This window comes from Streptomyces griseomycini (assembly GCF_014203535.1).
Taxonomy (GTDB): domain Bacteria; phylum Actinomycetota; class Actinomycetes; order Streptomycetales; family Streptomycetaceae; genus Streptomyces; species Streptomyces griseomycini.
On sequence record NZ_JACHJI010000002.1, the window covers coordinates 348,206 to 374,209 of the forward strand.

20 protein-coding genes and 1 pseudogene are annotated in these 26,004 nt (G+C 72.1%); 13 read left to right on the forward strand and 8 right to left on the reverse strand.

The annotated features are described in order from the left end of the window. Positions 1-134 precede the first annotated feature (134 nt). Positions 135-1,169: a class II fructose-bisphosphatase gene (gene glpX / locus FHS37_RS06125; protein WP_184818008.1), complete on the forward strand. Its 1,035-nt coding sequence runs from the start codon at positions 135-137 to the stop codon at positions 1,167-1,169. 170 nt (positions 1,170-1,339) lie between these two features. Here the strand turns inward: glpX and FHS37_RS06130 are convergent, their stop codons facing one another. Continuing rightward, positions 1,340-1,717: a WhiB family transcriptional regulator gene (locus FHS37_RS06130; RefSeq protein ID WP_184818009.1), complete on the reverse strand. Its 378-nt coding sequence runs from the start codon at positions 1,715-1,717 to the stop codon at positions 1,340-1,342. Positions 1,718-1,890: 173 nt separating this feature from the next. Beyond that, positions 1,891-2,586 carry a DUF1707 SHOCT-like domain-containing protein gene (locus tag FHS37_RS06135; protein ID WP_184818010.1) on the reverse strand — a complete coding sequence of 232 codons (696 nt, stop codon included), beginning with the start codon at positions 2,584-2,586 and terminating at the stop codon, positions 1,891-1,893. Between the two features lie 187 nt (positions 2,587-2,773). Between FHS37_RS06135 and FHS37_RS06140 the strand changes: the two genes are divergently transcribed. Further along, on the forward strand, positions 2,774-4,450 hold the full coding sequence (locus tag FHS37_RS06140) for a fumarate hydratase (protein ID WP_184818011.1): 1,677 nt from the start codon (positions 2,774-2,776) through the stop codon (positions 4,448-4,450). Between the two features lie 109 nt (positions 4,451-4,559). On the opposite strand, the pseudogene FHS37_RS39125 reads toward FHS37_RS06140, so the two are convergent. After that, a pseudogene (locus FHS37_RS39125) lies at positions 4,560-5,015 on the reverse strand (NUDIX hydrolase); the annotation flags it as partial. Positions 5,016-5,226: 211 nt separating this feature from the next. Here FHS37_RS39125 and FHS37_RS06150 point away from each other — a divergent pair. The 4 genes from FHS37_RS06150 (at position 5,227) to FHS37_RS06165 (ending at position 11,441) form a co-directional block, all read left to right on the forward strand. Then, on the forward strand, positions 5,227-6,666 hold the full coding sequence (locus tag FHS37_RS06150) for a M20/M25/M40 family metallo-hydrolase (RefSeq protein ID WP_184818012.1): 1,440 nt from the start codon (positions 5,227-5,229) through the stop codon (positions 6,664-6,666). 152 nt (positions 6,667-6,818) lie between these two features. Then, on the forward strand, positions 6,819-8,222 hold the full coding sequence (locus FHS37_RS06155) for a class II fumarate hydratase (protein ID WP_184818013.1): 1,404 nt from the start codon (positions 6,819-6,821) through the stop codon (positions 8,220-8,222). 70 nt (positions 8,223-8,292) lie between these two features. Beyond that, the gene (gene fomD, locus FHS37_RS06160) at positions 8,293-8,994 is read left to right on the forward strand and encodes a cytidylyl-2-hydroxypropylphosphonate hydrolase (RefSeq protein ID WP_184818014.1); all 702 of its coding nucleotides are present in this window, start codon (positions 8,293-8,295) and stop codon (positions 8,992-8,994) included. Between the two features lie 278 nt (positions 8,995-9,272). Beyond that, entirely contained in the window at positions 9,273-11,441 is a 2,169-nt protein-coding gene (locus FHS37_RS06165) for a SpoIIE family protein phosphatase (RefSeq protein WP_184818015.1), read from the forward strand. A 109-nt stretch (positions 11,442-11,550) separates the two neighbouring features. Here the strand turns inward: FHS37_RS06165 and FHS37_RS06170 are convergent, their stop codons facing one another. Continuing rightward, the gene (locus FHS37_RS06170) at positions 11,551-13,845 is read right to left on the reverse strand and encodes a transglycosylase domain-containing protein (RefSeq protein ID WP_184818016.1); all 2,295 of its coding nucleotides are present in this window, start codon (positions 13,843-13,845) and stop codon (positions 11,551-11,553) included. 271 nt (positions 13,846-14,116) lie between these two features. Here FHS37_RS06170 and FHS37_RS06175 point away from each other — a divergent pair, with 271 nt between their 5' ends. From FHS37_RS06175 to FHS37_RS06195, 5 genes are all read left to right on the forward strand, one after another. After that, positions 14,117-15,052 carry an SPFH domain-containing protein gene (locus FHS37_RS06175; RefSeq protein WP_184818017.1) on the forward strand — a complete coding sequence of 312 codons (936 nt, stop codon included), beginning with the start codon at positions 14,117-14,119 and terminating at the stop codon, positions 15,050-15,052. Next, the gene (locus tag FHS37_RS06180) at positions 15,049-15,333 is read left to right on the forward strand and encodes a type II toxin-antitoxin system antitoxin (RefSeq protein WP_184818018.1); all 285 of its coding nucleotides are present in this window, start codon (positions 15,049-15,051) and stop codon (positions 15,331-15,333) included. Before FHS37_RS06175 ends, FHS37_RS06180 begins: the two co-directional genes overlap by 4 nt. A 449-nt stretch (positions 15,334-15,782) precedes the next feature. Continuing rightward, positions 15,783-16,307, forward strand: a complete 525-nt coding sequence (locus FHS37_RS06185; protein WP_004926339.1) for a PadR family transcriptional regulator — start codon at positions 15,783-15,785, stop codon at positions 16,305-16,307. Continuing rightward, the gene (locus FHS37_RS06190) at positions 16,304-17,023 is read left to right on the forward strand and encodes an ABC transporter ATP-binding protein (RefSeq protein WP_184818019.1); all 720 of its coding nucleotides are present in this window, start codon (positions 16,304-16,306) and stop codon (positions 17,021-17,023) included. The genes FHS37_RS06185 and FHS37_RS06190 overlap by 4 nt, the downstream gene beginning before the upstream one ends. Next, positions 17,020-19,353 carry an ABC transporter permease gene (locus tag FHS37_RS06195; RefSeq protein ID WP_184818020.1) on the forward strand — a complete coding sequence of 778 codons (2,334 nt, stop codon included), beginning with the start codon at positions 17,020-17,022 and terminating at the stop codon, positions 19,351-19,353. The genes FHS37_RS06190 and FHS37_RS06195 overlap by 4 nt, the downstream gene beginning before the upstream one ends. A gap of 89 nt (positions 19,354-19,442) precedes the next feature. Here the strand turns inward: FHS37_RS06195 and FHS37_RS06200 are convergent, their stop codons facing one another. Continuing rightward, positions 19,443-20,387 carry a LysR substrate-binding domain-containing protein gene (locus FHS37_RS06200; protein WP_184818021.1) on the reverse strand — a complete coding sequence of 315 codons (945 nt, stop codon included), beginning with the start codon at positions 20,385-20,387 and terminating at the stop codon, positions 19,443-19,445. Positions 20,388-20,520: 133 nt separating this feature from the next. On the opposite strand from FHS37_RS06200, the gene FHS37_RS06205 reads away from it, so the two are divergent. Both FHS37_RS06205 and FHS37_RS06210 read left to right on the forward strand, forming a co-directional pair. After that, on the forward strand, positions 20,521-21,075 hold the full coding sequence (locus FHS37_RS06205) for a peroxiredoxin (RefSeq protein WP_184818022.1): 555 nt from the start codon (positions 20,521-20,523) through the stop codon (positions 21,073-21,075). 6 nt (positions 21,076-21,081) lie between these two features. Next, positions 21,082-21,615 carry an alkyl hydroperoxide reductase gene (locus tag FHS37_RS06210; protein ID WP_184818023.1) on the forward strand — a complete coding sequence of 178 codons (534 nt, stop codon included), beginning with the start codon at positions 21,082-21,084 and terminating at the stop codon, positions 21,613-21,615. A 129-nt stretch (positions 21,616-21,744) separates the two neighbouring features. Here FHS37_RS06210 and FHS37_RS06215 read toward each other — a convergent pair whose 3' ends face one another. The 3 genes from FHS37_RS06215 to phoH2 all read right to left on the reverse strand — a co-directional run bounded on the left by FHS37_RS06215 (position 21,745) and on the right by phoH2 (position 25,722). Next, positions 21,745-23,109, reverse strand: a complete 1,365-nt coding sequence (locus FHS37_RS06215) for an AI-2E family transporter (RefSeq protein ID WP_184818024.1) — start codon at positions 23,107-23,109, stop codon at positions 21,745-21,747. A gap of 162 nt (positions 23,110-23,271) precedes the next feature. Continuing rightward, a complete protein-coding gene (locus FHS37_RS06220) occupies positions 23,272-23,976 on the reverse strand; it encodes an aggregation-promoting factor C-terminal-like domain-containing protein (protein WP_184818025.1) in 705 nt (234 codons plus the stop codon). A 420-nt stretch (positions 23,977-24,396) separates the two neighbouring features. Beyond that, positions 24,397-25,722 (reverse strand): RNA 5'-3' helicase PhoH2, encoded by a 1,326-nt coding sequence (gene phoH2, locus FHS37_RS06225; RefSeq protein WP_184818026.1) that lies wholly within the window; start codon positions 25,720-25,722, stop codon positions 24,397-24,399. Positions 25,723-26,004: the final 282 nt, after the last annotated feature.

Sequence of the window (26,004 nt, forward strand, 5' to 3'; positions counted from 1 at the left end):
CCTGCCACGCCCCCTATCGTCGCAGGTACCCGGCCCGCTCATCCGTGGGGGCCCCTGCTCATTTTGTCGGACTGGCGATAGAGTCGTGCCTCACACCCTCATCCGGCCGTCGTCGTACAGAAAGGTGCGCTCCGATGACCGAACACCATCACCTGCCGTCCGAGCTCGATGTCCCCTCCGAGGCCCCCGACCGCAACCTCGCCCTGGAGCTCGTACGGGTCACCGAGGCCGCGGCGATGGCCGCCGGCCGCTGGGTCGGGCGCGGGGACAAGAACGGCGCCGACGGCGCCGCGGTGCGCGCCATGCGGACCCTCGTCTCCACCGTCTCGATGAACGGCGTCGTCGTCATCGGCGAGGGCGAGAAGGACGAGGCCCCGATGCTCTTCAACGGGGAGCGCGTGGGCGACGGGACCGGGCCGGAGTGCGACATCGCCGTCGACCCGATCGACGGCACCACGCTGACCGCCAAGGGCATGACGAACGCGATCGCGGTGCTGGCCGCGGCCGAGCGCGGCTCGATGTTCGACCCGTCGGCCGTGTTCTACATGGACAAGCTGGTCACCGGCCCCGAGGCCGCCGACTTCGTCGACATCAACGCGCCGGTGAACGTGAACATCCGCCGGGTCGCCAAGGCCAAGCGGGTCACCCCCGAGGACGTCACCGTGGTGATCCTGGACCGGCCGCGCCACGAGGGCATCATCAAGGAGATCCGGGAGACCGGCGCGCGCATCAAGCTGATCTCCGACGGCGACGTGGCCGGTTCGATCCTCGCCCTGCGCGAGGGCACCGGCATCGACCTGCTGCTCGGCGTCGGCGGCACTCCCGAGGGCATCATCTCGGCCTGCGCCGTGAAGTGCCTGGGCGGCACCATCCAGGGCAAGCTGTGGCCCAAGGACGACGAGGAGCGGCAGCGGGCCGTCGACGCCGGGCACGACCTGGACCGGGTGCTGACGACCGACGACCTGGTCTCCGGCGAGAACGTCTTCTTCGTGGCCACCGGCATCACCGACGGCGAGCTGCTGCGCGGGGTGCGCTACCGCTCCGAGACCGCCACGACCGACTCGATCGTGATGCGCTCCAAGTCGGGCACGGTCCGCCGGATCGACTCCGAGCACCGGCTGAGCAAGCTGCGTGCCTACAGCGCGATCGACTTCGACCGGGCGAAGTGAACCCCGCCGGTGGCGCGGTGGTGCCGTCGCACCACGAGGGTGCGGATCACGGGCGGGTGCGGGCCGGTGGTGACCGGTCGCGCAGTTCCCCGGGCCCCTGAGGCAGAACCGCTCCCCGGCGCCGGGAAGGGCGCCCCCTGTGCGGAGGGGGCGCCCTTCTCCCGTCCGTCTCAGCCGGCCGCGGCTATGCGGCCCGTCGCGCGGGCCGCCTTCTTCAGCTCCATCTCGCGCCGCCTGCGCCGGGCCAGCACCACGCGGCGCTCGGCGGCGGTCAGGCCGCCCCAGACGCCGTAGGGCTCGGGCTGCAGCAGGGCGTGCTCGCGGCACTCCACCATCACCGGGCAGCGGGCGCAGACCCGCTTGGCCGCCTCCTCGCGGGAGAGCCGGGCGGCGGTGGGCTCCTTCGAGGGTGCGAAGAACAGTCCGGCCTCGTCGCGCCGGCACACCGCCTCGGTGTGCCAGGGGGCGTCCTGGTCCCTGTCTCGCCCGGCCGCCCGCTGGGCCGGAACGGCAGCTACCTGCAGGGACGAATGCGGCGGTTGCAGCACGGTCTACTCCTGACGACGGCTTCGCGAGCGAGACACGATGCAGCAAGGCTTACCCGTTGTGCGCGTGCCTATGCACTGAGTCCCGAACCGCCGCGCCCGGCACCGGACTCCGGCACCGGCCCGCCCCGCCGCCGGCGGACGGAGCGACTCCGCCACCAGCCGGTTCACGGGCGTCAGCGGTCCAGGTGCTTGCGCACACTCCGGTCGACCGAGCGCTGCACCTTGTCGAGGATGTCCGCCACGAGCTTGCCGCGCCTGGGCCGCGCCTCGATGCTGCCCAGCACCGCCCAGCCGTCCACGTAGACCACGGGGGCCTCGGGGTCGGTCGCGTCCAGCGTGTCCACCTCGAAGCTGCCGAGGACGCCGCCGCCCGTGCCGCGCAGCGACACGTTCTCCGGGACGCGGACCTCGACGCTGCCGAAGACCGAGAAGGCCTTGATCATGACCTGCTGGTGGTCGAAGAGCGCCTCGCAGAGGTCGATCTCGACGCTGCCGAAGACCGCGTACGCGTGGATGCGGCGGCCGGTCCGCCAGCGGCCCCTGCGGACGGCGGCGCTGAAGACCGCGACCACGCTGCCGTCGGGCTCCGCCGGTATCGCGCCCGCGGTGGGGCGGTGGGGCGCGGACACGGGGGCCGCGCGCCGCTGGTGGGCGGCCGGGAGGTCCCGGATGAACTCCTCCAGCTCCCCGACCGTCTTGGCGGCCAGCACACCCTCGACGCGCTCGGCGTGCTCGTCGGCGGTCAGGCGGCCCTCCGCGAGGGCGTCGCGCAGGAGGTCGGCGACGCGGTCGCGGTCGGCGTCCGAGGCGCGCAGGTCGGCGGGGCGCGGGGCCGTGTCCGGCTGCTGGGCGTGCTTCTGAAGGTCCACGGCACCAGCGTACCCAAACGCGATAGATCGCGACTACCCCCTGTCGGGGACGAGTGCGGGACGGGCGGGCAGGGGACGGACGGGTGCGGGACGACTGAGGACAACCTCACAAGCCCGCCGCCGACGGCACGTCCTAGGCTGGTGGCCGCCCGCCAGTGTCGGCGGGCGGCCGTCTGTCGAGTGAGGAATGGGCGAGATGCCTGAGTTCGAGTACGCCGATCTGCTCCCCATGGGAGAGGACACCACCCCCTACCGGCTGGTGACCTCCGAAGGTGTCTCCACCTTCGAGGCCGACGGGCGGACCTTCCTCAGGGTGGAGCCGGAGGCGCTGCGCAGGCTCGCCGAGGAGGCCATCCACGACATCCAGCACTACCTGCGCCCCGCGCACCTCGCCCAGCTGCGCCGCATCGTCGACGACCCCGAGGCGTCGTCCAACGACAAGTTCGTCGCCCTGGACCTGCTGAAGAACGCGAACATCGCGGCGGCCGGCGTGCTCCCCATGTGCCAGGACACCGGCACCGCGATCGTCATGGGCAAGCGCGGCCAGAACGTGCTGACCGGGGGCCGCGACGAGGAGGCCCTGTCCCGGGGCATCTACGACGCGTACACCAGGCTCAACCTGCGCTACTCGCAGATGGCCCCGCTCACCATGTGGGAGGAGAAGAACACCGGCTCCAACCTCCCCGCCCAGATCGAGCTGTACGCGACCGACGGCGACGCCTACAAGTTCCTGTTCATGGCCAAGGGCGGCGGCTCGGCCAACAAGAGCTTCCTGTACCAGGAGACCAAGGCCGTCCTGAACGAGGCCTCCATGATGAAGTTCCTGGAGGAGAAGATCCGTTCGCTCGGTACGGCCGCCTGCCCGCCGTACCACCTGGCGATCGTCGTCGGCGGCACCTCGGCCGAGTACGCGCTGAAGACCGCCAAGTACGCCTCCGCGCACTACCTGGACAACATGCCGACCGAGGGCTCGCCGCTCGGGCACGGCTTCCGGGACAAGGAACTGGAGGAGAAGGTCTTCGAGCTGACGCAGAAGATCGGCATCGGCGCGCAGTTCGGCGGCAAGTACTTCTGCCACGACGTGCGCGTGGTCCGGCTGCCGCGGCACGGCGCGTCCTGCCCGGTCGCCATCGCCGTCTCCTGCTCCGCCGACCGGCAGGCCGTCGCGAAGATCACCGCCGAGGGCGTCTTCCTGGAGCAGCTGGAGAAGGACCCGGCGCGCTTCCTGCCCGAGACGACGGACGAGCAGCTGGAGTCGGACGGGGACGTGGTCCGCATCGACCTCAACCAGCCGATGGACGACATCCTCGCGGAGCTCACCAAGTACCCGGTGAAGACCCGGCTGTCGCTCACCGGCCCGCTGGTCGTGGCCCGCGACATCGCGCACGCCAAGATCAAGGAGCGGCTGGACGCGGGCGAGGAGATGCCCCAGTACCTCAAGGACCACCCGGTGTACTACGCCGGTCCGGCCAAGACCCCCGAGGGCTACGCCTCCGGTTCCTTCGGTCCGACCACGGCCGGCCGGATGGACTCCTACGTCGAGCAGTTCCAGGCGGCGGGCGGCTCCAAGGTCATGCTCGCCAAGGGCAACCGCAGCAAGCAGGTCACCGACGCGTGCGCCGCGCACGGCGGCTTCTACCTCGGGTCCATCGGTGGCCCGGCGGCGCGCCTGGCCCAGGACTGCATCAAGAAGGTCGAGGTCCTCGAGTACGAGGAGCTGGGCATGGAGGCCGTCTGGAAGATCGAGGTCGAGGACTTCCCGGCGTTCGTCGTCGTCGACGACAAGGGCAACGACTTCTTCCAGGACCCGGCGCCGCAGCCGACGTTCACGAGCATTCCGGTGCGGGGGCCGGGGCTGGCGTAGCACCGCGGGGGCGCCGGGCGGGGGTTCCGCCCCCGCCGCCCCTCCCCGTCCCGTCCCCGGGGGCCGAGCCCCCGGACGGGCCTGCCGTACCGGCCGGCGCCGGGACGTCCCGCAGCGCCGCCGCGATCAGGTCGTGGACGAGGAACTCCCCCGGGGCGCGGTTCTCCTTGAGCCGGTCGAGGTCGCCGGGCCCGAACCAGCCGTGGGCGGTGTGCTCGGACCGCTCCAGGGCGGGGCGGCGCAGGTCGCCGTCGACCTCGACGAGGAAGTCGGCCTCGTGCCGCGTCCCGAGACCGTCGTCCCCGGTCCAGGCGGTGACGCCGAGCAGCCGCCGCACCCGGCGCACCCGCCAGCCCGTCTCCTCGGCGACCTCGCGGACGAGCGCGCCGAGCAGGGACTCGCCGGGCTCCACGTGTCCGCCCACGACGTCCCAGCAGTCGGGGAAGAGGCGGCGGTCGGGCGCGCGCCTCTGGGCGAACGCCCTGCCGTTCCCGTCGAGGATCACCGCGCCCACCGCCCACACCTCGCCCTCGGCAGGCCTCGGCAGTTCGACACCGTCGTCCACGGTCACCCCGTGCTGGTCCTCTGACACCCCCTCACCGTAGCCGTCCGGATAACGGACATCATGTTCCGTTTTTGGACAACCTGCCCTCGCGGGCGCCGATTCCGTTGACTCCCTCAACCTCCCACGCGACTCTTCTCGCCATCCCGACATGCCCATGCCATGTCACGCCTTGCACGGCTCACCCCACAGCCACCTCCCGAAGGAGAACAAGGTGAAACGAAGACTCGCCCTGGCGAGCCTCTCCCTCGCCGTCGCGCTCGGCTGCGGCACACTCCCCGCCGCAGCGGCCGACACGGACCGGTCCACCACCACGTCCACCACCACCGCGTCCGCGAACGCCGCGCCCGACGTCGACGTGACCAAGGTGAAGGCGCACCTGACGGAACTGAGCGCCATCGCCGGCCGCAACGGCGGCAACCGCCGCTCCACCGGCCAGGGTTACGACGACTCGGTCGCCTATGTGAAGGGCAGGCTGCAGGCGGCCGGCTACACCGTCACCGAGCAGCCCTGCACCTCCGGCTGCACCAGCGGGGCCGGCCCCAACCTGATCGCCGAGTGGCCGCACGGCGACGCGAACGACGTCCACATGTTCGGCGCCCACCTCGACGGCGTCTCGGCGGGCCCCGGCATGAACGACAACGGCTCCGGCTCGGCCGCGCTCCTCGAGACCGCCCTCACGCTGGCGCAGCAGAACCCCACGATGCGCGACCGGGTCCGCTTCGCCTGGTGGACCGACGAGGAGCAGGGCCTCAACGGATCCGACTTCTACGTCCGTTCGCTCTCCTCGGCCGAACGCTCCAGGATCAAGGCGTACTACAACTTCGACATGGTCGCCTCCGTCAACGGCGGCTACTTCATCAACCACATCACCTCGGCCGCCGCCGCGCCGATGAAGGCGTACTGGGACTCGCTGGGCCTGCAGCCCGAGGAGAACACCGAGGGCGCCGGACGCAGCGACGACTACTCCTTCGAGCAGTACGGCATCCCGACCTCCGGCTACGCGATGGGCGCCGGCGCCCGCAAGACGTCCGCGCAGGCCGCCAAGTGGGGCGGCACGGCCGGTGCCTCCTACGACCCCTGCTACCACCGGTCCTGCGACACCCTCTCCAACATCAACACCACCGGCCTGGACCGCGCGGCCGACGGCATCGCCCACACCCTGTGGCAGCGGGCCGTGGACACCGGCGCCGGCGGCGGCTGCGACACCGCCGGCGCCGTCGCCAACGGCGGCTTCGAGAGCGGCACCGCGCCGTGGACCGGGAACACCGGGGCGATCGGCGCCCACTCGGGCCAGTCGGCCCACGGCGGGACCCGTTTCGCCTGGCTGGCCGGTTACGGCTCCACCCGCACCGAGGCGATCGGCCAGACGGTGACCGTCCCCTCCGGCTGCGCCCGGGTGACGCTGGGCTACTGGCTGCACATCGACACCGACGAGTCCGGGTCGACGCCGTACGACCGGTTCACGGTGAAGGCCGACGGCAGCACGCTCGCCACGCTGTCCAACGCCGACGCCCGCAGCGGCTACGTGCAGCGCTCGGTCGACCTGACCGCGTACGCGGGCCGCCAGGTGACCGTGACGTTCACGGGCAGCGAGGACGCGTCCCTGCAGACGAGCTTCGTGCTCGACGACGTGACCCTCCAGGGCGCCTGACCGCCGCCGGTCCCCGCCGGACGCCCCGCCCCGCCGCCCCTCGCGGCGGGGCGGGACCCGTTCCGCGGGCCCGCGCGGGATGCTGACGGCAGGGCACCGGCGGGGAATACGCCCCGCCGGGACCGCTGCTGTGAACCTTCGGAGGTACCACGATGACGACCACGGACGACGACCGGCGCTACCGCATCGAGCACGACTCCATGGGGGAGGTGAGAGTCCCGGCCGACGCCAAGTGGCGCGCCCAGACCCAGCGCGCCGTGGAGAACTTCCCGATCTCCGGGCAGCGTCTCGAACGCGCCCACATCGAGGCCCTCGCCCGCATCAAGGGCGCCGCGGCGAAGGTGAACGCCCGGCTCGGGGTGCTCGACGAGGACATCGCCGCGGCGATCCAGGAGGCGGCCGCCGAGGTCGCCGAGGGCCGGTGGGACGAGCACTTCCCGGTCGACGTGTTCCAGACCGGCTCCGGGACCTCGTCCAACATGAACGCCAACGAGGTCGTCGCCACCCTCGCGAGCGAACGGCTCGGGCGGGACGTGCACCCCAACGACCACGTCAACGCCTCGCAGTCGTCCAACGACGTCTTCCCGTCGTCGATCCACATCGCGGCCACCGCCGCCGTCACCCGCGACCTGGTCCCGGCCCTCGAGCACCTCGCGGCCGCCCTGGAGCGCAAGGCCGAGGAGTTCGCCGACGTGGTGAAGTCCGGGCGGACGCACCTGATGGACGCCACGCCCGTGACGCTCGGCCAGGAGTTCGGCGGTTACGCGGCCCAGGTGCGGTACGGGATCGAGCGGCTGAACGCCTCCCTGCCGCGCCTCGCGGAACTGCCGCTGGGCGGGACCGCCGTCGGCACCGGCATCAACACCCCGCCGGGTTTCTCCGCCGCCGTCATCGAGGAGGTCGCCCGGGTCACCGGGCTGCCGCTGACCGAGGCGCGCGACCACTTCGAGGCGCAGGGCGCCCGGGACGGCATCGTGGAGACCAGCGGCCAGCTGCGGACCGTCGCGGTCGGACTGACGAAGATCGCCAACGATCTGCGGTGGATGTCCTCCGGTCCGCGCACGGGCCTCGCGGAGATCAGCCTCCCCGACCTCCAGCCCGGCTCCTCGATCATGCCCGGCAAGGTCAACCCGGTCGTCCCGGAGGCCGTGCTCATGGTCTGCGCGCAGGTCGTCGGCAACGACGTGACCGTGACCACCGCCGGCGCCTCGGGCAACTTCGAGCTCAACGTGATGCTGCCGGTCATCGCCAAGAACGTGCTGGAGTCGGTCCGGCTGCTCGCGAACGCCTCCCGGCTGCTCGCCGACCGCACGGTCGACGGGATCGTCGCGCACCGCGACCGCGCCCGGGAGTACGCCGAGTCCTCGCCGTCCGTCGTCACCCCGCTCAACAAGTACATCGGCTACGAGGAGGCCGCCAAGGTCGCCAAGAGGGCGCTGGCCGAACGGAAGACCATCCGGCAGGCGGTGCTGGAGGGCGGCTACGTCGAGCGCGGCGACCTCACCGTCGAGCAGCTCGACGAGGCGCTGGACGTGCTGCGGATGACCCGGCCGTAGGACGCCGTGCCCCGGGCGGACCGTGACGGGGGCCGCAGCGTCGCGTGCCCGGGGCACCTAATATCTGCGCATGACAGAGGGCGGAGCGGTGAGGGGCGCCGGACGCGGGGACGCGGGCGGTGCGGCGGGCTTCTGGGCGCCGGGGACGCAGATCCTGTGGCGGTACCGGGAGAACGGCGGCGCGCGCTTCCACATCGCGCGCCCCGTCACGGTCGTGCGCGACGACCCGGAACTGCTCGCCGTGTGGATGGCGCCCGGCACCGAGTGCGTGAGGCCGGTGCTCGCCGACGGCACGCCCGTGCACCGGGAACCGCTGGCCACCCGGTACACCAAGCCGCGCACCGTGCAGCGCGACCGCTGGTTCGGCACCGGTGTGCTGAAGCTGGCCCGGCCCGGTGAGCCCTGGTCGGTGTGGCTGTTCTGGGACCAGGGCTGGCAGTTCAAGAACTGGTACGTGAACCTGGAGGAGCCGCTGGCCCGCTGGGCGGGCGGGGTGGACTCCGAGGACCACTTCCTGGACATATCCGTGCACCCGGACCGCAGCTGGCACTGGCGGGACGAGGACGAGTTCGCGCAGGCGCAGCGCGACGGACTGGTGGACGAGGCGCTGGCCGGGAGGGTGCGGGAGGCCGGACGGGCCGCGGTGGAGGTGATCGCCGCCTGGGGGCCGCCGTTCTCGGACGGCTGGCCGGACTGGCGCCCGGACCCGTCCTGGACGGTACCGTCACTCCCACAGGACTGGGACCGTACGCCCGCGCACGTGTCCCCGTGAGACCCTTGATACGCCCCCGGGCAAGAAACGTAGGATCGTCCTCCGCAAGGACACGAGGGCAGCAACCAACAGGACAGTCGCTGGGCTTGACCGATCGTCACCGAGGGGCGGCAGGACGTGAGCGAGGGGTACGGCAACACCCGTACGGGCCGGGGACGGTCGTCCGGCGGCACAGCAACAACCTCTGACCACACGGGAATTCCGTTCCTGAGGCACGTATTGCGGGTATCGGAGTTTCGGCGGGACGCACTGCGCGCACGGCGCGCAGTCCCGGACGGATGGACTTCACACGCGTGACGGAGCAGCCGACCTCCTTCGACCGCCCGCAGCCGGGTGCGGACCCGGCGGATCCCCGCGGGGCGCTCGTGCCTGCCCAGGGACCGGTCCGCGCGCCGGGCACGGGGGCCGCCTTACCGGTACAGGCCCGCTCCGGCGGCGAGCCGGGCGCGCCCGGGGCCGCGTCCCCCGCACCCTCCACGCCCCCCGCCTCGTCCGTGTCGTCCGGGGCGGTGCCGGACACGGCCGCCTCCGGCCAGGACACGGCCACCGGCCCCGTCTCCGAGCACTCCCAGCCGGGCGCCGAGCAGGGCGCCGCGCCGGACACGCACCGGCCGCGGCCCGTGTCCGAGGGCATCCCGGCCCAGCCGGCCGCGGACCAGGGCGGCCGCCCGGCGCAGGGCCGGGACGGCCGGGAGCGCCGCACCGGACAGGTCACCGCACCCGGACGGCCCACGCCGATGCGGCGGGACGGCGACCGGCTGAGGTTCGTCGGCGCGGCGACCCGGCGGATCGCCCGCGGCCTCGACCTGGACGAGATCGTGATGGGGCTGTGCCGGGCCACCGTGCCCACCTTCTCCGACACGATCCTGGTCTACCTGCGCGAGCCGCTGCCGGTCGGCGACGAGCGGCCCACCGGCCCGCTGGTGCTGCGACTGCGCCGTACCGACCGGATCCCCACCGACCGCGACACCGAGAGCGGGTTCGCCCCGATCGCCCCGCCGGAGCCGGACGAACTGGACTCGGTCGGCGAGGAGCTGTGCACGGTGCGGCCCGGCAGCGCGCTCGCCGAGGTGCTGCGCGGCGTCCGGCCGGTGTTCACGGACGCGCCGGCCGCCCGCGCCGCGCTGCCCGAGCTCCTCGGTGCGGACGGCGCCGCGGCCGTGCCGGACGGGCAGCGGGCGATCCTCGCGCCGCTGCGCGGCCGGCGCCGGGTGATCGGCGCGGCGCTGTTCCTGCGCCGCCCGGAGCGCATCCCGTTCGAGGCCGACGACCTGCTGGTGGCCGCGCAGCTCGCCACGCACAGCGCGCTGGGCATCGACAAGGCGGTGCTGTACGGGCGTGAGGCGTACATCGCGGACGAGCTGCAGCGCACCATGCTGCCGGAGCACCTGCCCCGCTGCACCGGCGTGCGGCTGGCGTCCCGCTACCTGCCGGCCGCGGAGACCGCGCGGGTCGGCGGCGACTGGTACGACGCCATCCCGCTGCCGGGCAGCCGGGTCGCGCTGGTCGTCGGGGACGTCATGGGGCACTCCATGACCTCCGCCGCGATCATGGGCCAGCTGCGCACCACCGCGCAGACCCTGGCCGGGCTGGACCTGCCGCCGCAGGAGGTGCTGCACCACCTCGACGAGCAGGCGCAACGGCTCGGCGTGGACCGCATGGCGACCTGCCTGTACGCGGTCTACGACCCGGTCTCGCACCGCATCACCGTCGCCAACGCCGGCCACCCGCCGCCCGTGCTGCTGCACCTGGGCGGCCGGGCGGAGGTGCTGCGGGTGCCCGCGGGCGCCCCGATCGGCGTCGGCGGGGTGGACTTCGAGGCCGTGGAGCTGGACGCGCCCGCCGGGGCGACCCTGCTGCTGTACACCGACGGCCTGGTGGAGTCCCGGCTGCGGGACGTGTGGACCGGCATCGAGCAACTGCGCGAGAAGCTCGCCGCGACCGCGCAGCTGACCGGCCCGGACCATCCGCCGCCGCCGCTGGAGGCGCTGTGCGACGAGGTGCTGGACATGCTCGGCCCGGGCGACCGGGACGACGACATCGCGCTGCTCGCCGCCCGCTTCGACGGGATCGCGCCGAGCGACGTGGCGTACTGGTTCCTGGAGCCGGAGGACGCCGCCCCCGGCCGGGCCCGGCGCCTGGTCCGGCGGGCGCTGTCCCGCTGGGGCCTGGAGGAGCTGAGCGACTCGGTGGAGCTGCTGGTCAGCGAGGTGGTGACCAACGCCGTGCGGTACGCGACCCGGCCGGTCACGCTGCGGCTGCTGCGCACCGACGTGCTGCGCTGCGAGGTCGGCGACGACGTGCCGCAGCTGCCGCGGCTGCGGCAGGCGCGCGCCACGGACGAGGGCGGGCGCGGGCTGTACCTGGTGAACCGGCTGGCCCGGCGGTGGGGCGCGACCCGGCTGAGCACGGGCAAGGTGGTGTGGTTCGAGCTGAACCACAGCTGACCCGCGACCGGGCCGCGGCCGGACCGCGACCGAAGCGTACGACGGCGTCAGGGGCGCCCGGTGGGATCACCGGGCGCCCCTGACGTCTCTCGTCCCGTGCGCTCCCCGCCTACTCCTGCTGGTTCCGGTCCTGGTCCGGATCGCCCGGGTTCTCCGGGATCTCGAAGGTCGGCGAGCCCGACGGCAGGTTCGTCGGCGGCTGCGACGTCGGGGTCTGGCTCGGCGGCTGGGTCGTCGGCTGCTGGGACGGGGTCTGCGACGGCGCCTCGCTGGTCGGTGCCTCGGTGGTCGGCTCCTGGCTCGGCGACTGCGACGGCGACTGCGAGGGCGGCGGCGTCGAGGGCGGCCTCACGGCCGCGCCCTGGGTCGTCTCCAGGTCGAACTCGCTGGTCTCCTCCATCACGCCGAAGGTGTACGCCGCCCAGATCTGCGCCGGGAAGCCACCGCCGTTGACGCGGGGCTCGCCGCCCGCGCCGTACATCTCGACCTGCTTGTGCGGCGGCTCGTCGTCCTCGCCGAACAGGCCGACCGAGGTCACCAGGTCGGGCGTGAAGCCGGTGAACCAGGCCGACAGGTTGTCGTCGGAGGTACCGGTCTTGCCGGCGACCTGCTGGCCGTCGCGCAGCGGGTTGTCGAGGACGGCCGCGCGCGCCGTGCCGTCGTCGACCACGCCGGTCAGCACCGAGGTGACCGTGTCGGCGGTCTCGCGGCTGATGACCTGCTCGCCGATCGCGTCGGGCACGGTGACGGTCCGGCTGCGGTGCTCCACGGACTTGATGATCGTCGGAGTGGTCTTCTTGCCGTGGTTGTCGAGCGTGGCGTAGACGCCGGCCATCTCCAGGGGGCTGGCGCCCATGGAGCCCAGGGTCTGCGCGGGCACCGCCTGGAGGTCCTCGGCGTCCATGCCGAGCCTGCCCGCGGTCTCCATCACCTTCTCCATGCCGACGTCGACGCCCATCTGCGCGAAGACGGAGTTGACCGACTTGTTCATCGCCGTCTGGACGGTGATGTCGCCGTAGTTCCGGTCGTCCTCGTTCTCGGGGGCGAAGCCGACCTTCCGGCCGTCGTCCACGACCGGGCGCTCACTGGTGCCGTCGTAGAGGGTGTTGGCCGTGATCGGCCGGCCGTCCTGCGTCTCGGCCCCCTCCTCCACGGCTGCGGCCAGGATGACCGGCTTGAAGGTGGAGGCGGGCTGGTAGTCGTCGCGGGTGGCGTTGTTCGTGTAGTGCTTCACGTAGTCCACGCCGCCATACATCGCCACGACCGCGCCCGTCTTCGGGTCCACGGAGACGGCGCCGGCCTGGACGTCGGCGTCGACCTCGCGCTCCTCCGGGTCGAGCTTGTCGGTGAGCTGGGTCTTGACGGCCTTCTCCAGCGCGGCCTGCTTCTTCTTGTCGATGTTGAGCGTGACGGTGTAGCCGCCGAGGTCCAGCATGGCGTCGGCCTGCTTCATGTCCTCGGCCGCGCCCTGGGCGACGAGCTGCTGCTTGAGCGCGGTGTTGGCCGCCTCGACCAGGTAGCCGGTCTGGCCCTCCATCCCGGTGGCGGGCCTGGGCTCCTCGGGGACCGGGAACTCCATGCCCTGGCGCTCGGCCCGGTCCAGCCACTTCTGCTCGACCATGTTGTCCAGGACGTAGTTCCAGCGCTCCTGGACCAGATCCTTGCCGGCCTCGCTGGCGATCGCCCAGTCGTACTGGTTCGGCGCCTGGAGCAGCGCGGCGAGGTACGCGCCCTGTTCGACCGTGAGGTCCTCGGCGTCGACGCGGTAGTAGGCCTGGGCGGCGGCCTGGATGCCGTAGGCGCCGCGGCCGTAGAAGCTGGTGTTGATGTAGCCGGCGAGGATGTAGTCCTTGGACTTCTCCCGGTCCAGCTTCAGGGAGATGACCAGTTCCTTCAGCTTGCGGGTGACGGTCTGGTCCTGCGTCAGGTAGTAGTTCTTGACGTACTGCTGGGTGATCGTGGAGCCACCCTGCTTGCCCTTGCCGGTGAGGGTGTTGAGCACACCGCGCGCGGTGCCCTTGATGTCGACGCCGGAGTCCTTGTAGAAGGTCTTGTTCTCGGCGGCGACGAAGGTGCGCTGGACGTCCTTGGGGATTTCGGCCAGGTCGACGATCTCGCGGTTGCGCTCGCCGTCACGGGCCATGATGCTGCCGTCGCTGTACTTGTAGACGTTGCTCTGCAGCTCGGCCTCGGCGTTCCCCTCCGGGATGTCGATCATCATGTACAGCACGATGAAGGCGCCCATGCCGAGCAGGCAGAGCCCGAAGAACGTGCCGACGATCTTCTTCCAGGTGAACAGGCGGCGTATGCCGGTGCGGTCGGCCGCACCGGACGGACGGCGGCCCTGGGGTGCCGTTCGGCGCCCACCGCGCTGTCGTGCGCGTCTTTCTTCCGCTCGTCCCATGCGTCCGTTCCGCTCCGCTTCGTTCATGTGTGCTCGGCAGCCACACAGGTTCGCCGCTCAGGTCAGCTCAGAAAGCTAACACCGGGAGCTGTGACAAAGGGCTGCCGATCCGGTCTTTACGGGCGTGACAATCAGCACCCGCCCCGATGGAACCGACGTGCGGGAGAGGTGCAAGGTTGCCGGGATGCGATAAAGTGATATCACTTAGATAGACACACGCTAGCCGCGCACACCGCGCGCGGAGGGCGCCCGAGGGAACGGGGGACCACCCATGTCCACACACGACACGCAGGTCACGGCCGACGTGCCCGAGATGCCGGCTCCGCGCGTGCGGGAGTTCGCGGCGCACAGCATCGGGGGCGGGCTGGCGCTGCTGCTCGGCCTGGCCGGGCTGCTGGTCGGCGGCGGACTGATCGCGACCGCCACGGCGGTCACCGGGACCGGCGTCAAGGCCGTGCTGATCATCGGCGGCATCCTCGTCGCGCTCGCCGCGTTCCTCGCGATGTGCGGGCTGAACATGGTGGCGCCGGGCGAGGCGCGGGTGGTCCAGCTGTTCGGCCGCTACCGGGGCACGATCCGGCAGGACGGCCTGCGCTGGGTGAACCCCCTGACCTCGCGCACCAGGATCTCGACGCGGGTGCGCAACCACGAGACGGCCGTCCTGAAGGTGAACGACGCCTACGGCAACCCGATCGAACTGGCCGCCGTCGTGGTGTGGCGGGTGGAGGACACCGCCCAGGCCACCTTCGAGGTGGACGACTACGTCGAGTTCGTCTCCACCCAGACCGAGGCGGCCGTCCGGCACATCGCCATCGAGTACCCCTACGACGCCCACGAGGAGGACGGCCTCTCGCTGCGCGGCAACGCCGAGGAGATCACCGAGAAGCTCGCCGTCGAACTGCACGCGCGCGTGGAGGCGGCCGGCGTGCAGATCATCGAGTCCCGCTTCACGCACCTCGCCTACGCCCCCGAGATCGCCTCGGCGATGCTCCAGCGGCAGCAGGCGGGCGCGGTCGTGGCGGCGCGGCAGAAGATCGTGGAGGGAGCCGTCGGCATGGTCGAGGCCGCACTGACCCGGATCGCCGAGCAGGACATCGTGGAGCTGGACCCCGAGCGCAAGGCGGCGATGGTGTCCAACCTGATGGTGGTGCTGTGCGGGGACCGCTCCGCGCAGCCGGTCCTCAACACCGGGACGCTCTACCAGTGACCGGCCCCTCGGACTCCCCCGAGGGCACGGCCCCTCGGCGCAGGCCGCAGCAGCGCAAACAGGTGCTGCTGCGGCTGGACCCCCTGGTGTACGAGGCGCTGGCCCGCTGGGCCAACGACGAGCTGCGCTCGGCCAACGCCCAGATCGAGTTCCTGCTGCGCCGGGCGCTCGCGGAGACGGGCCGCCTCCCCGGCGAGGCGGGCCCCCTCCCCCGCCGGGGCCGCCCACCCGCCCACCCGCCGAACGACACCCGCCGCCCTCCCGGCGACTCCCCCGGATGACCACCCGTCCCCGGCCCGGGCGACCGCCCGGCACCACACGCCCGCGCCCCGACCGGCCACCGGGGCGACACCCCATCCGGGCGACCCGATGCCCCCGCCCACGCCCCCCGTCCCCCGGCCGACACCCCACCCGGGCGACCGCCCGGCACCGCACGCCTGCGCCCCCCGACGCCCCGGTCGGGCAACCGGTCGGCGGGGCGGAGAGGCGGCGTTCGGAGCGGGCCGCCCGGCGGGCGCGAGCACCCCGTCCCGCGGCCCCGCGCGGCCCGTCCCGGGCAGCCGCCCGGCAGGGCACCGATCCCCCGCCCCGCAGCGGCGGTCGCACGCCGTCGCCCCCTCGGTGACAGAACCGTGACAATCGCCCCTCACCTGGGGTCCCGTACACCCCGCCACGACCTGCACACATGGTGTATACACGGTGCGTATACACCATGTGTAGAGTGCTCGGCATGTCCATCGGTCACACCCTTCTGGGGCTCCTGGAGTCCGGCCCTCGCCACGGCTACGACCTGAAGCGGGCCTTCGACGAGAAGTTCGGTCACGACCGGCCGCTGCACTACGGCCAGGTCTACTCGACGATGTCCCGCCTGCTGAAGAACGGGCTCGTCGAGGTCGACGGCATCGAGGCCGGCGGCGGCCCCGAGCGCAAGCGGTACGCGATCACCGAGGCCGGCATCACCGATGTCGAGCGCTGGCTCGCCACACCGGAGAAGCCGGAGCCGTACCTGCAGTCGACGCTCTACACCAAGGTCGTCCTCGCGCTGCTCACCAGCCGCGACGCCGCCGACATCCTCGACACCCAGCGCTCGGAGCACCTGCGCGGCATGCGGATCCTCACCGACCGCAAGCGCAAGGGCGACCTGGCCGACCAGCTCATCTGCGACCACGCCCTGTTCCACCTGGAGGCGGACCTGCGCTGGCTGGAGCTGACCGCGGCGCGCCTCGACAAGCTCCGTGAGGCGGTGGCCCGATGACCTCCGTGACCTCCGTGTCCGCCACGCCCTCCGTCCCCGCCGGCACCCTGCTCGCCGCCCGGGACCTGCGCAAGGCGTACGGCCCGACGACCGCGCTCGACGGCGCCGCGTTCTCCATCCACCCCGGCGAGGTCGTCGCCGTGATGGGACCCTCCGGGTCGGGCAAGTCGACGCTGCTGCACTGCCTCGCCGGGATCGTCACGCCCGACTCCGGGTCGATCACGTACAACGGGCGTGAGCTGACCGCGATGAACGACGCCGGGCGCAGCGCGCTGCGGCGCTCGGAGTTCGGCTTCGTCTTCCAGTTCGGCCAGCTCGTGCCGGAGCTGACCTGCGTGGAGAACGTCGCCCTGCCGCTGCGGCTGAACGGCACCCCCCGCAAGGAGGCCGAGCGGGCGGCGCTGACCTGGCTGGAGCGCCTGGAGGTCGACGACGTCCGCAAGAAGCGGCCCGGCGAGGTCTCCGGCGGCCAGGGGCAGCGGGTGGCCGTGGCCAGGTCACTGGTCACGGGCCCGCGGGTGGTGTTCGCCGACGAGCCGACCGGCGCGCTGGACTCGCTCAACGGCGAGCGCGTGATGGAACTGCTCACCGACGCCGCCCGGTCCACCAACGCCGCCGTCGTCCTCGTCACCCACGAGGCGCGGGTGGCCGCGTACTCCGACCGCGAGATCGTCGTGCGCGACGGGAAGTCCCGGGACATGGAGCGCGTCGTATGAGTGCCCGGCAGTGGACTCGCGATCTGGCCATGGGGGCCCGGTTCGCCTTCGCCGGCGGGCGCGAGGGATGGGTCAGGGCGCTGCTCACCGCCGTCGGCGTCGGGCTGGGGGTGGCGCTGCTGCTGCTCACCACCGCCCTGCCGAACGCGCTGGCGGAACGCGACCGGCGCGAGGAGGCACGCTTCGACCACACCTTCGTCCACAAGGTCGTGCCCGAGGCGGACGACACCCTGGTCATCGTGGACGTCGACACCACCTACCTGGACGAGGACGTCCGCGGCCGGCTGGTGGAGCCGGACGGCCCCGAGGCCCCCCTGCCGCCCGGCCTGGGGGAGTTCCCGGCGGCCGGCACGATGGTCGTCTCCCCCGCGCTGGAGGAACTGCTGGACTCCGACCGCGGCGAGCTGCTGCGCGAGCGGCTGCCGTACGACGTGGTGGGCACGATCGGCGAGCAGGGGCTCGTCGGCTCGCAGGAACTCGCCTACTACGCCGGCGCCGAGGGGCTCGCGGAGCGGATCGACGGCTCCACGGCGGCCCGCATCGACGCGTTCGGAGACCCGGACCCGACGGAGGAGGAGACGGATCCGGTCCTGGTCCTGCTGGTCCTGGTCGTCTTCGTGGTGCTGCTGATGCCGGTCGCCGTGTTCATCGCCGCGGCCGTGCGGTTCGGCGGCGAGCGGCGCGACCGCAGGCTGGCGGCGCTGCGGCTGGTCGGCTCCGACAGCCGGGCGACCCGGCGGATCGCCGCGGGCGAGGCGCTCGCGGGGGCGTCGCTCGGACTGGTCCTCGGCACCGGCTTCTTCCTGGCCGGACGCGAGGTCGCCGCCTCCTTCGAGGTGTTCGGCGTCAGCGTGTTCCCCAGTTATCTGAACCCCTCGCCGCTGCTGGTCCTGCTGGTCGCGGTGACGGTCCCGGCGGCCGCGGTGCTGGTGACGCTGCTCGCGCTGCGCGGCGTGGTCATCGAACCGCTGGGCGTGGTGCGCACGGCGCGCCCCGCGCGGCGCCGGCTGTGGTGGCGGCTGCTGCTGCCGCTGGCCGGGGTCGGCATGCTCACCCCCATGATCGGCCAGGGCCGGGAGAACGGGGACTTCAACCAGTACCTGGTCGTCGGCGGCGTCATCTGCCTGCTCGTCGGGGTGACCGCGCTGCTGCCGTGGGTCGTCGAGACGGTCGTCGCCCGGCTCGGCGCGGGCGGCCTGTCCTGGCAGCTGGCGGTGCGGCGTCTGCAGTTGAGCAGCGGTGCGGCGGCCCGCATGGTCAACGGCATCGCGGTCGCGGTGGCCGGGGCGATCGCGCTGCAGATGCTGTTCGCCGGGGTGGAGAGCGACTACACCGAGGCCACCGGCTACGACGTGTCACGGGCCCAGATGCAGGTCCGGGTGCCCGAGGGCACGGAACTCGCCGCGGCGGCGACGAAGCTGGAGGAGACCGAGGGCGTACGGCGGGTCCACGCCCTGTCCGAGGGCTACCTCTACGACACGCCGCCGCCGAAGGAGCCGGAGAACGGCGCGCTGCTGACCGTCGGCGACTGCGCCACCCTGCGGGAGGTCGCGAAGCTGCCGGACTGCCGGGACGGCGACGCGTTCGCACTCCGCGGCGGCGACTACGACGAGGGGACCGCGGCGCTGAACGAGCCCGGCCGGAAGCTGTACCTGGAGACGTCCGGATCCAGCGGGCCCGGGGCCGTCGTCTGGACCCTCCCCGAGGGGGTGAGACAGGCCGACTCGATCGAGGACCCGACCGGCAACAAGCGCAACGGCTTCCTGATGACCCCGGGCGCGATGCCCGCGGGCCTGGCGGAGGAGGTCAGCGGGGAGCTGTACCTGGCGATCGACGACTCGGTGCCGTACGTCCACGAGCACGTGCGCAACGCGGCGGCCGCGATCGATCCGACGGCCCAGCCGATGACGTGGTACGCCACCGAGCGCTCCGACCGCTACGAATCCATCCGCACCGGTCTGTCCGTCGGCGCCACGGCCGTGCTCGCGCTGATCGGGGCGAGCCTGCTGGTCTCCCAGCTGGAGCAGTTGCGCGAGCGCCGCAAGCTGCTGTCGTCCCTGGTCGCCTTCGGCACCCGGCGGCGCACGCTGAGCCTGTCGGTGCTGTGGCAGACGGCGATCCCGATCGGCCTGGGGCTGCTGCTGGCGTCGGCGGTGGGCGTGACGCTGGGTGCGGTGCTGCTGCGGATGACCGCGACGTCGGTCCGCGTGGACTGGCCGAGCGTGCTGCAGATGACCGGGATCGGCGCGGCGGTGGTCGTGGTGGTGACCCTGCTGAGCCTGCCGCCCCTGCTCCGCATGATGCGCCCGGACGGCCTGCGCACGGAGTAGCCCCGGGGCCGAACCGCGGGGGCCGGCCCCCGCACCCACCGCGGATCGGCCCCGCACGCACCACAGACCAGACCCGCACACGCCGCAGGTCAGCTCCGCACGATCCGTACCGGCAGGTCCCGCATCGCCTCGCGCAGGGCCGTCGCCAGTTCCTCGTACTCCGCCGCCCTCGCCGCGCCCGTGCGCATGGCGAGGGCGATACGGCGGCCGGGGGCCGGGTCGGCGAAGCGGCCGGTGAGGAGCCGGCCGGAGCGGGTGGTCTCGACCTGGACGGCGGTGCGCGGCAGCAGCGTCACCCCGAGGCCGCCCGCGACCAGCTGCACGAGCGTGGACAGCCCCGCCGCCGTCGTGGTGGCCGCGACTCCCGCGCTGCCGGCCTCGCGGCAGATGTCGAGGGCCTGGTCGCGCAGGCAGTGCCCCTCGTCCAGGAGGAGCAGGTTGACCTCGCGCAGCGCCTTGCGGGGGATGCCCTCCCGGCCGCCGAGCCCGTGGCCGAGCGGGGTGACCAGCACGAAGTCCTCGTCGAACAGGGGCAGCTCGGTCACCCCCGGGACCCCGAGCGGCACCGCGAGCAGCAGCAGGTCGAGCCGGCCGCCGGCCAGCCCGTCCAGCAGGCTGGCGGTCTGCTCCTCGTGCACCTGGAGGTCGAGGTGCGGGTAGCAGTCGTGGACCAGCCGCAGGACCGTGGGCAGCAGGTACGGCGCCACCGTCGGGATCACACCGAGTCGCAGCGCTCCGGTGAACGGCGCCCGCAGCGCGTCCGCCTCCTCCGTCAGCGCCCCGACCTCCGCCAGCACCGCCTTGGCGCGGACGGCGAGCCGCTCGCCGGCCGGTGAGAGCAGGACCTTGCGCGTCGTACGCTCCAGGAGCGTGACACCGAGTGCCTCCTCCAGCGCCGACACGGCGCCCGACAGGGCCGGCTGGCTCATCCCGAGCGCCGCGGCGGCGTCCCGGAAGTGGAGATGCTCGGCCACGGCGGCGAAGGCGCGCAACTGTGCGAGGCTCGGCTGCCTGCGCCTTTTACGCACGGTCACTAATAGCTACCTCCGATCAACACGACCGAGTGTAGCTATTTCACTCATCAATGCACCGTGTGCCAACATCAATAAGGTCCAACCCATGGGAAACACCCGGAAAACGGGTGTTTCTTCGCTGCAAGGAGAGCCTGTGCTCACTGTCGGTGACAAGTTCCCCGAGTTCGAACTGACCGCCTGCGTCTCGCTGGAGAAGGGCAAGGAGTTCGAGACGATCACCCACAAGACCTACGAGGGCAAGTGGAAGATCGTCTTCGCATGGCCCAAGGACTTCACCTTCGTGTGCCCGACCGAGATCGCGGCCTTCGGCAAGCTGAACGACGAGTTCGCCGACCGCGACGCCCAGATCCTCGGCTTCTCCGGTGACTCGGAGTTCGTCCACCACGCCTGGCGCAAGGACCACGACGACCTGCGCGACCTGCCGTTCCCGATGATGGCGGACTCCAAGCACGAGCTGATGCGCGACCTCGGCATCGAGGGCGAGGACGGCTTCGCCAAGCGCGCCGTCTTCATCGTCGACCAGAACAACGAGATCCAGTTCTCCATGGTGACCGCCGGCTCCGTCGGCCGTAACCCGAAGGAGGTCCTGCGGGTCCTGGACGCCCTGCAGACCGACGAGCTCTGCCCGTGCAACTGGACCAAGGGCGACGAGACCCTGGACCCGGTCGCGCTGCTGGCCGGGGAGTGATCTGACGTGTCGCTCGACTCCCTGAAGTCCCGCATACCGGACTACGCCAAGGACCTGAAGCTCAACCTGGGCTCGGTCATCGGCAACTCCGACCTCCCGGCCCAGCAGCTGTGGGGCACGGTGCTGTCGACGGCGATCGCCTCGCGCTCGGCGATCGTGCTGCGCGAGCTGGAGCCGGAGGCGAAGGCGAACCTGTCGCCGGAGGCGTACACGGCCGCCAAGGCCGCCGCCGCGGTGATGGCGATGAACAACGTCTTCTACCGCACCCGCCACCTGCTGTCGGACCACGAGTACGGCAACCTGCGCGCCGGCCTGCGGATGAACGTCATCGGCAACCCGGGCGTCGACAAGGTCGACTTCGAGTTCTGGTCCTTCGCGGTCTCCGCGATCAACGGCTGCGGCATGTGCCTCGACTCCCACGAGCAGGTGCTGCGCAAGGCCGGCGTGGAGCGTGAGGTCATCCAGGAGGCGTTCAAGATCGCCGCGGTGATCCAGGCGGTCGCCGCCACACTGGACGCGGAGGCGGCCCTCGCGGAGTGACGCCGCGCCCGCCCGCGCATCGGGCCCGTCCACCGGTCACGGTGGACGGGCCCGCTGTCGTAGGGCCCGCCGTCGTGCGGGGCCCCGCACGCCACGGCCGTCCGGAGGCGGCGGGCGCAGCCGTTCCCGCTACTGGTCGCGGGTGTCCTCCGGTCGTTTCCCCTCCTCCGGAGCCGGCGGTTCCGTGTCGGTGGGCGCCGGGGCGTCGGCCGAGGACATCGCCGTCGCGCCCCGGGGCCTGACGGCCTGCCGCACGGCCGCCTCCTGGGAGTACGCGCGCAGGTAGACGGCGACGGTGTTGGTGACCGCGACCAGCGGTACGGCGACCACCGCGCCGCCGATGCCGGCCACCATGCCGCCCGTGGAGACCGCCAGCACCACCGCGAGCGGGTGGACGCGCACCGCGCGGCCCAGGATGAACGGCTGGAGGATGTGTCCCTCGATCTGCTGCACCGCCAGGACCACCACCAGGGTCATGACGCCCGTGAACACGCCCTGCGTGACGAGCGCGACGACCACCGCCAGCGCTCCGGACACCACCGCACCGACGAGCGGGATGAAGGAGAACAGGAAGATGAAGACGGCGAGCGGCACCGCCATCGGCACGTCGAGGAAGTAGATGCCGAGGCCGATGAAGATCGCGTCGATCAGGGCCACCACCACCGTGCCGCGCACGTACGCCGTGAGCGTCCGCCACGCGGCCGGACCCGCACCGGCGACACCCGGACGGGCCGCGGCCGGGACGAGCCTGAGTGACCACTCCCAGATGCGCCGGCCGTCGTAGAGCAGGAACAGCGTCGAGAAGATCGCCAGCAGGATGCCGGTGAGCGCCTCGACGACGACCGTCACGCCCTCGATGCCCGCCGAGGTGATCTGCTCGGTGTTGGCGCCGACCGCGTCCCGCAGGTTCTTGGCGATCTCGTTGATCTGCTTGTCGGTGACGTGGAAGGGGCTGTTGAGCAGCCACCTGCGCAGCTCGTCGATGCCGTCCTGGATCTGGTCGGAGAGGTGGTCGATGTTCTCCATGACCTGCCAGGTCACGAACCAGCCGATGAGGCCGATCACGACGAACCCGAACAGGGCCGTCAGCGCGGTGGCCGGTCCGCGCGGCACCCCGATCCGGCACAGCCGCGCCACCGTCGGCTGCAGCAGCGCCGTGATCAGCAGCGCGGCCGCGAACGCCAGCACCACCAGCTGCACGGCGCTGATCACCCGCATGAGCACCCAGAGCGTGCCGGCCAGCACCAGCAGCCGCCAGCCGGCCTCGGCCGCGACCCGGACCCCCCACGGCACGGCCTGCGCCGGGTCGGGCCGGGGCTGGACGAGGGGGGCGTGGTCGGGCGGTGGCGGCACGAGCTTCGCGGTGGTCTCCCGTTCGGACTCCCCGTCCTCCCGGTCACCCCGCTCCACCTCGGCGCGGCGTTCCTCCAACCGCTTGCTGACCTCGGTCAGCCGGGTCCCGACCCGGCCGAGCCACCCTGGCACTCGCGACATGATCCGTCCTCTTCCCCCGTTGCTCCCCACCACTCCCCCCTGGAGTCGTCGGTCAGACCGTACATGGCGCAAGCCCCGCACCGTAGGACGGTGCGGGGCTGTGCTGGGGTTGAGCGGCGGCCGGGGGCCGGCGGATCGGAGGGCCGAAGGGCTCCGGATCTCCTAGTACCAGTGGTTGGCCTGCCAGAACGACCACGCGCCGCAGGGGCTGCCGTAGCGGTCGTTCATGTAGTTGAGGCCCCACTTGATCTGGGTGGCCGGGTTGGTCTGCCAGTCGGCGCCGGCGGAGGCCATCTTGGAGCCCGGGAGCGCCTGGACCAGGCCGTAGGCGCCGGAGGAGGGGTTGACGGCCCTGTAGTTCCAGGTGGACTCGTGGTCCACGATGTTGCTGAAGCACTGGAACTGGCCGGCGGGCACCATCTGGCGCGCCATCGCCTGCACCTCGGCGACCGTGTACGAGCTCTGCACGGCGAAGTCCGAGGCGTCCCGGGCTGCGTCGCGGCTGGCGGCGGCCTTGGCCTCCGCGCGCTCCTTCGCCTCTTCCTTCGCCTTCGCCGCCTTCTCGGCGGCCTCCTTCTTGGCGATCGCGGTTTCGGCGGCGGCCTTGCGGGCGGCCTCCTCCGCGTCCTTCTTCGCGCTCGCGTCCGCGGCGATGGCCATCGTTTCGGCCTGCTGCGTCAGGGACGCGGTCTGCACCTGGGCCTGCTGTCCCGCGGGGATGTCCGCGAGCAGCGTGGTGCCGCCTGCCGTCGCTTCGGCGTCGTTGTTCTGCGCGGTGCTGCCCGAGGCAACGCCGACGACGCTTCCGACAGCGGTGACCGCGGTGGCCGAGGCCACTGCGAATCCCCGGACCGAGATCCGGCTCACACGGTTTCCTTCCAGCATCGCCCGCTTCGGTGACCCTCGCGGACGCAATCGTGCCCCTGGCACTGGCCTCCCCAACTGCGGGTCACGGAAGGCGCGGGCCCGGTGGGCAACTCCCGCGAGGGGAGCGCCGCGTGCTGCTCGGGCGGCATACGACGACGCTATGCAGTTGAAGCTGTGCCGTGCTGTGGTGCCGTACCGCTGGGGGTACAGGTGTGTCGTATGCGGGGCCTGACAGGAGTGAGACTCTGCCGTAACCCGACGGTGCAAGGCAATTCTCCGTTGCGTGTGAAAGCTCACACCCCGTTTGGCCCCCGGGATTCCAGGAAATCCGCACACGCGCCGACGCCGCCCGGCTAGGCTCTACGCCTTTTCCGGACGGCGCCAACTACTGCGTAACCGACCCTTGTTGGGATGATCGGATCAGACCTGCCCGTCTTCGAGCATTTCGGTCACAAGGGCGGCGATCTGGGACCTCTCGGACCGCGTCAGGGTGACGTGCGCGAAGAGCGGGTGCCCCTTCAGCTTCTCCACGACGGCGACCACACCGTCGTACCGGCCGACCCTCAGGTTGTCCCGCTGGGCGACGTCATGGGTCAGGACGACCCGCGAATTGGCCCCGATCCGGGACAGAACGGTCAGCAGGACGTTCCGTTCCAGCGACTGCGCCTCGTCCACGATCACGAACGCGTCGTGCAGCGAGCGGCCCCGGATGTGCGTCAGCGGCAGGACCTCCAGCATGCCGCGCGCGGTCACCTCCTCGATGACCTCACGGCTGGTGACCGCCGACAGCGTGTCGAAGACGGCCTGCGCCCAGGGGCTCATCTTCTCCGCCTCGGTGCCGGGCAGGTAGCCGAGCTCCTGCCCGCCCACCGCGTACAGCGGACGGAAGACCATCACCTTCTGGTGCTGCCGGCGCTCCAGCACCGCCTCGAGCCCCGCGCACAGCGCCAGCGCCGACTTGCCGGTGCCGGCCCGGCCGCCCATCGACACGATCCCGACATCCGGGTCGAGCAGCAGGTCGAGCGCGATCCGCTGTTCGGCGCTGCGGCCCTTGATGCCGAACGCCTCCCGGTCGCCGCGCACCAGACGGACGTTGCCGTCGGCGGTGACCCGCCCGAGCGCCTTGCCGCGCTCGGACTGGATGGTCAGACCGGTGTGCACGGGCAGGTGCGCGGCCTCGGGCACGTACACGTGACCCTCTTCGAAGAGGACGTCCACCTGCTCGCCGGGCAGGGTCAGTTCGGACATTCCGGTCCAGCCGGAGGCGTCCGTGATGGCGAGTTCCGCGCGGTACTCCTCGGCGAGGAGACCGACGGAGGACGCCTTGATCCTGAGCGGGAGGTCCTTCGACACGACGGTGACGTCGAACCCTTCGGCCTGCAGGTTGCGGGCGACCGCGAGGATGCGGGAGTCGTTGTCCCCCAGGCGGTAGCCGCTGGGCAGCACGCTGGGGTCCGAGTGGTTGAGCTCGACCCGCACGGTCCCGCCGAGGTCCCCGGTCGGAATGGGGGCGTCGAGACGGCCGTACCGCACCCGGTAGTCGTCCAGCAAGCGCAGCGCCTGGCGGGCGAAATAGCCGAGTTCGGGGTGGTTCCGCTTGGCCTCCAGTTCCGTCACCACGACGATGGGGAGCACGACCTCGTGCTCGTCGAAGCGGCTCAGGGCCTTGGGGTCGGCCAGCAGGACGCTGGTGTCGAGAACATAGGTGCGCCGGTCTGGCTTGGGGCGCTTTGCGCTGGTCACCACGGAAGGACGTACCCCCTCGGATGAGGTCGGGGAGCGACGAGGCGGAGCTGGACCGGTCGACGGCCCTCACGCACACCCCGGTGCACAGCGGGCCACGAACCGGCCCTCCGCTGCTTCTTCCGTGCCGTGACCGCACGGTCGGGCTGGTGCAAAGGGCCTCCCGGGCGGACGGCTCCCGTGCCGTCCGCTGAGATCCGACACCCGTGGTTCGGGTGTCGACCTGTCTGGCTTATGCCCTCGAACGAGCGCCGCCATGCCACGGCATATGACGGCGCGCCGGTG

Coding starts and splice junctions, on each gene's coding strand:
- FHS37_RS06185 (WP_004926339.1), top strand. CDS start 15,783: ATGTCCATCGGTCACACCCTTCTGGGGCTCCTGGAGTCCGGCCCTCGC.
- FHS37_RS06175 (WP_184818017.1), top strand. CDS start 14,117: ATGTCCACACACGACACGCAGGTCACGGCCGACGTGCCCGAGATGCCG.
- glpX (WP_184818008.1), top strand. CDS start 135: ATGACCGAACACCATCACCTGCCGTCCGAGCTCGATGTCCCCTCCGAG.
- FHS37_RS06215 (WP_184818024.1), bottom strand. CDS start 23,109: ATGTCGCGAGTGCCAGGGTGGCTCGGCCGGGTCGGGACCCGGCTGACC.
- FHS37_RS06195 (WP_184818020.1), top strand. CDS start 17,020: ATGAGTGCCCGGCAGTGGACTCGCGATCTGGCCATGGGGGCCCGGTTC.
- FHS37_RS06165 (WP_184818015.1), top strand. CDS start 9,273: ATGGACTTCACACGCGTGACGGAGCAGCCGACCTCCTTCGACCGCCCG.
- FHS37_RS06140 (WP_184818011.1), top strand. CDS start 2,774: ATGGGCGAGATGCCTGAGTTCGAGTACGCCGATCTGCTCCCCATGGGA.
- FHS37_RS06190 (WP_184818019.1), top strand. CDS start 16,304: ATGACCTCCGTGACCTCCGTGTCCGCCACGCCCTCCGTCCCCGCCGGC.
- FHS37_RS06155 (WP_184818013.1), top strand. CDS start 6,819: ATGACGACCACGGACGACGACCGGCGCTACCGCATCGAGCACGACTCC.
- fomD (WP_184818014.1), top strand. CDS start 8,293: ATGACAGAGGGCGGAGCGGTGAGGGGCGCCGGACGCGGGGACGCGGGC.
- FHS37_RS06170 (WP_184818016.1), bottom strand. CDS start 13,845: ATGGGACGAGCGGAAGAAAGACGCGCACGACAGCGCGGTGGGCGCCGA.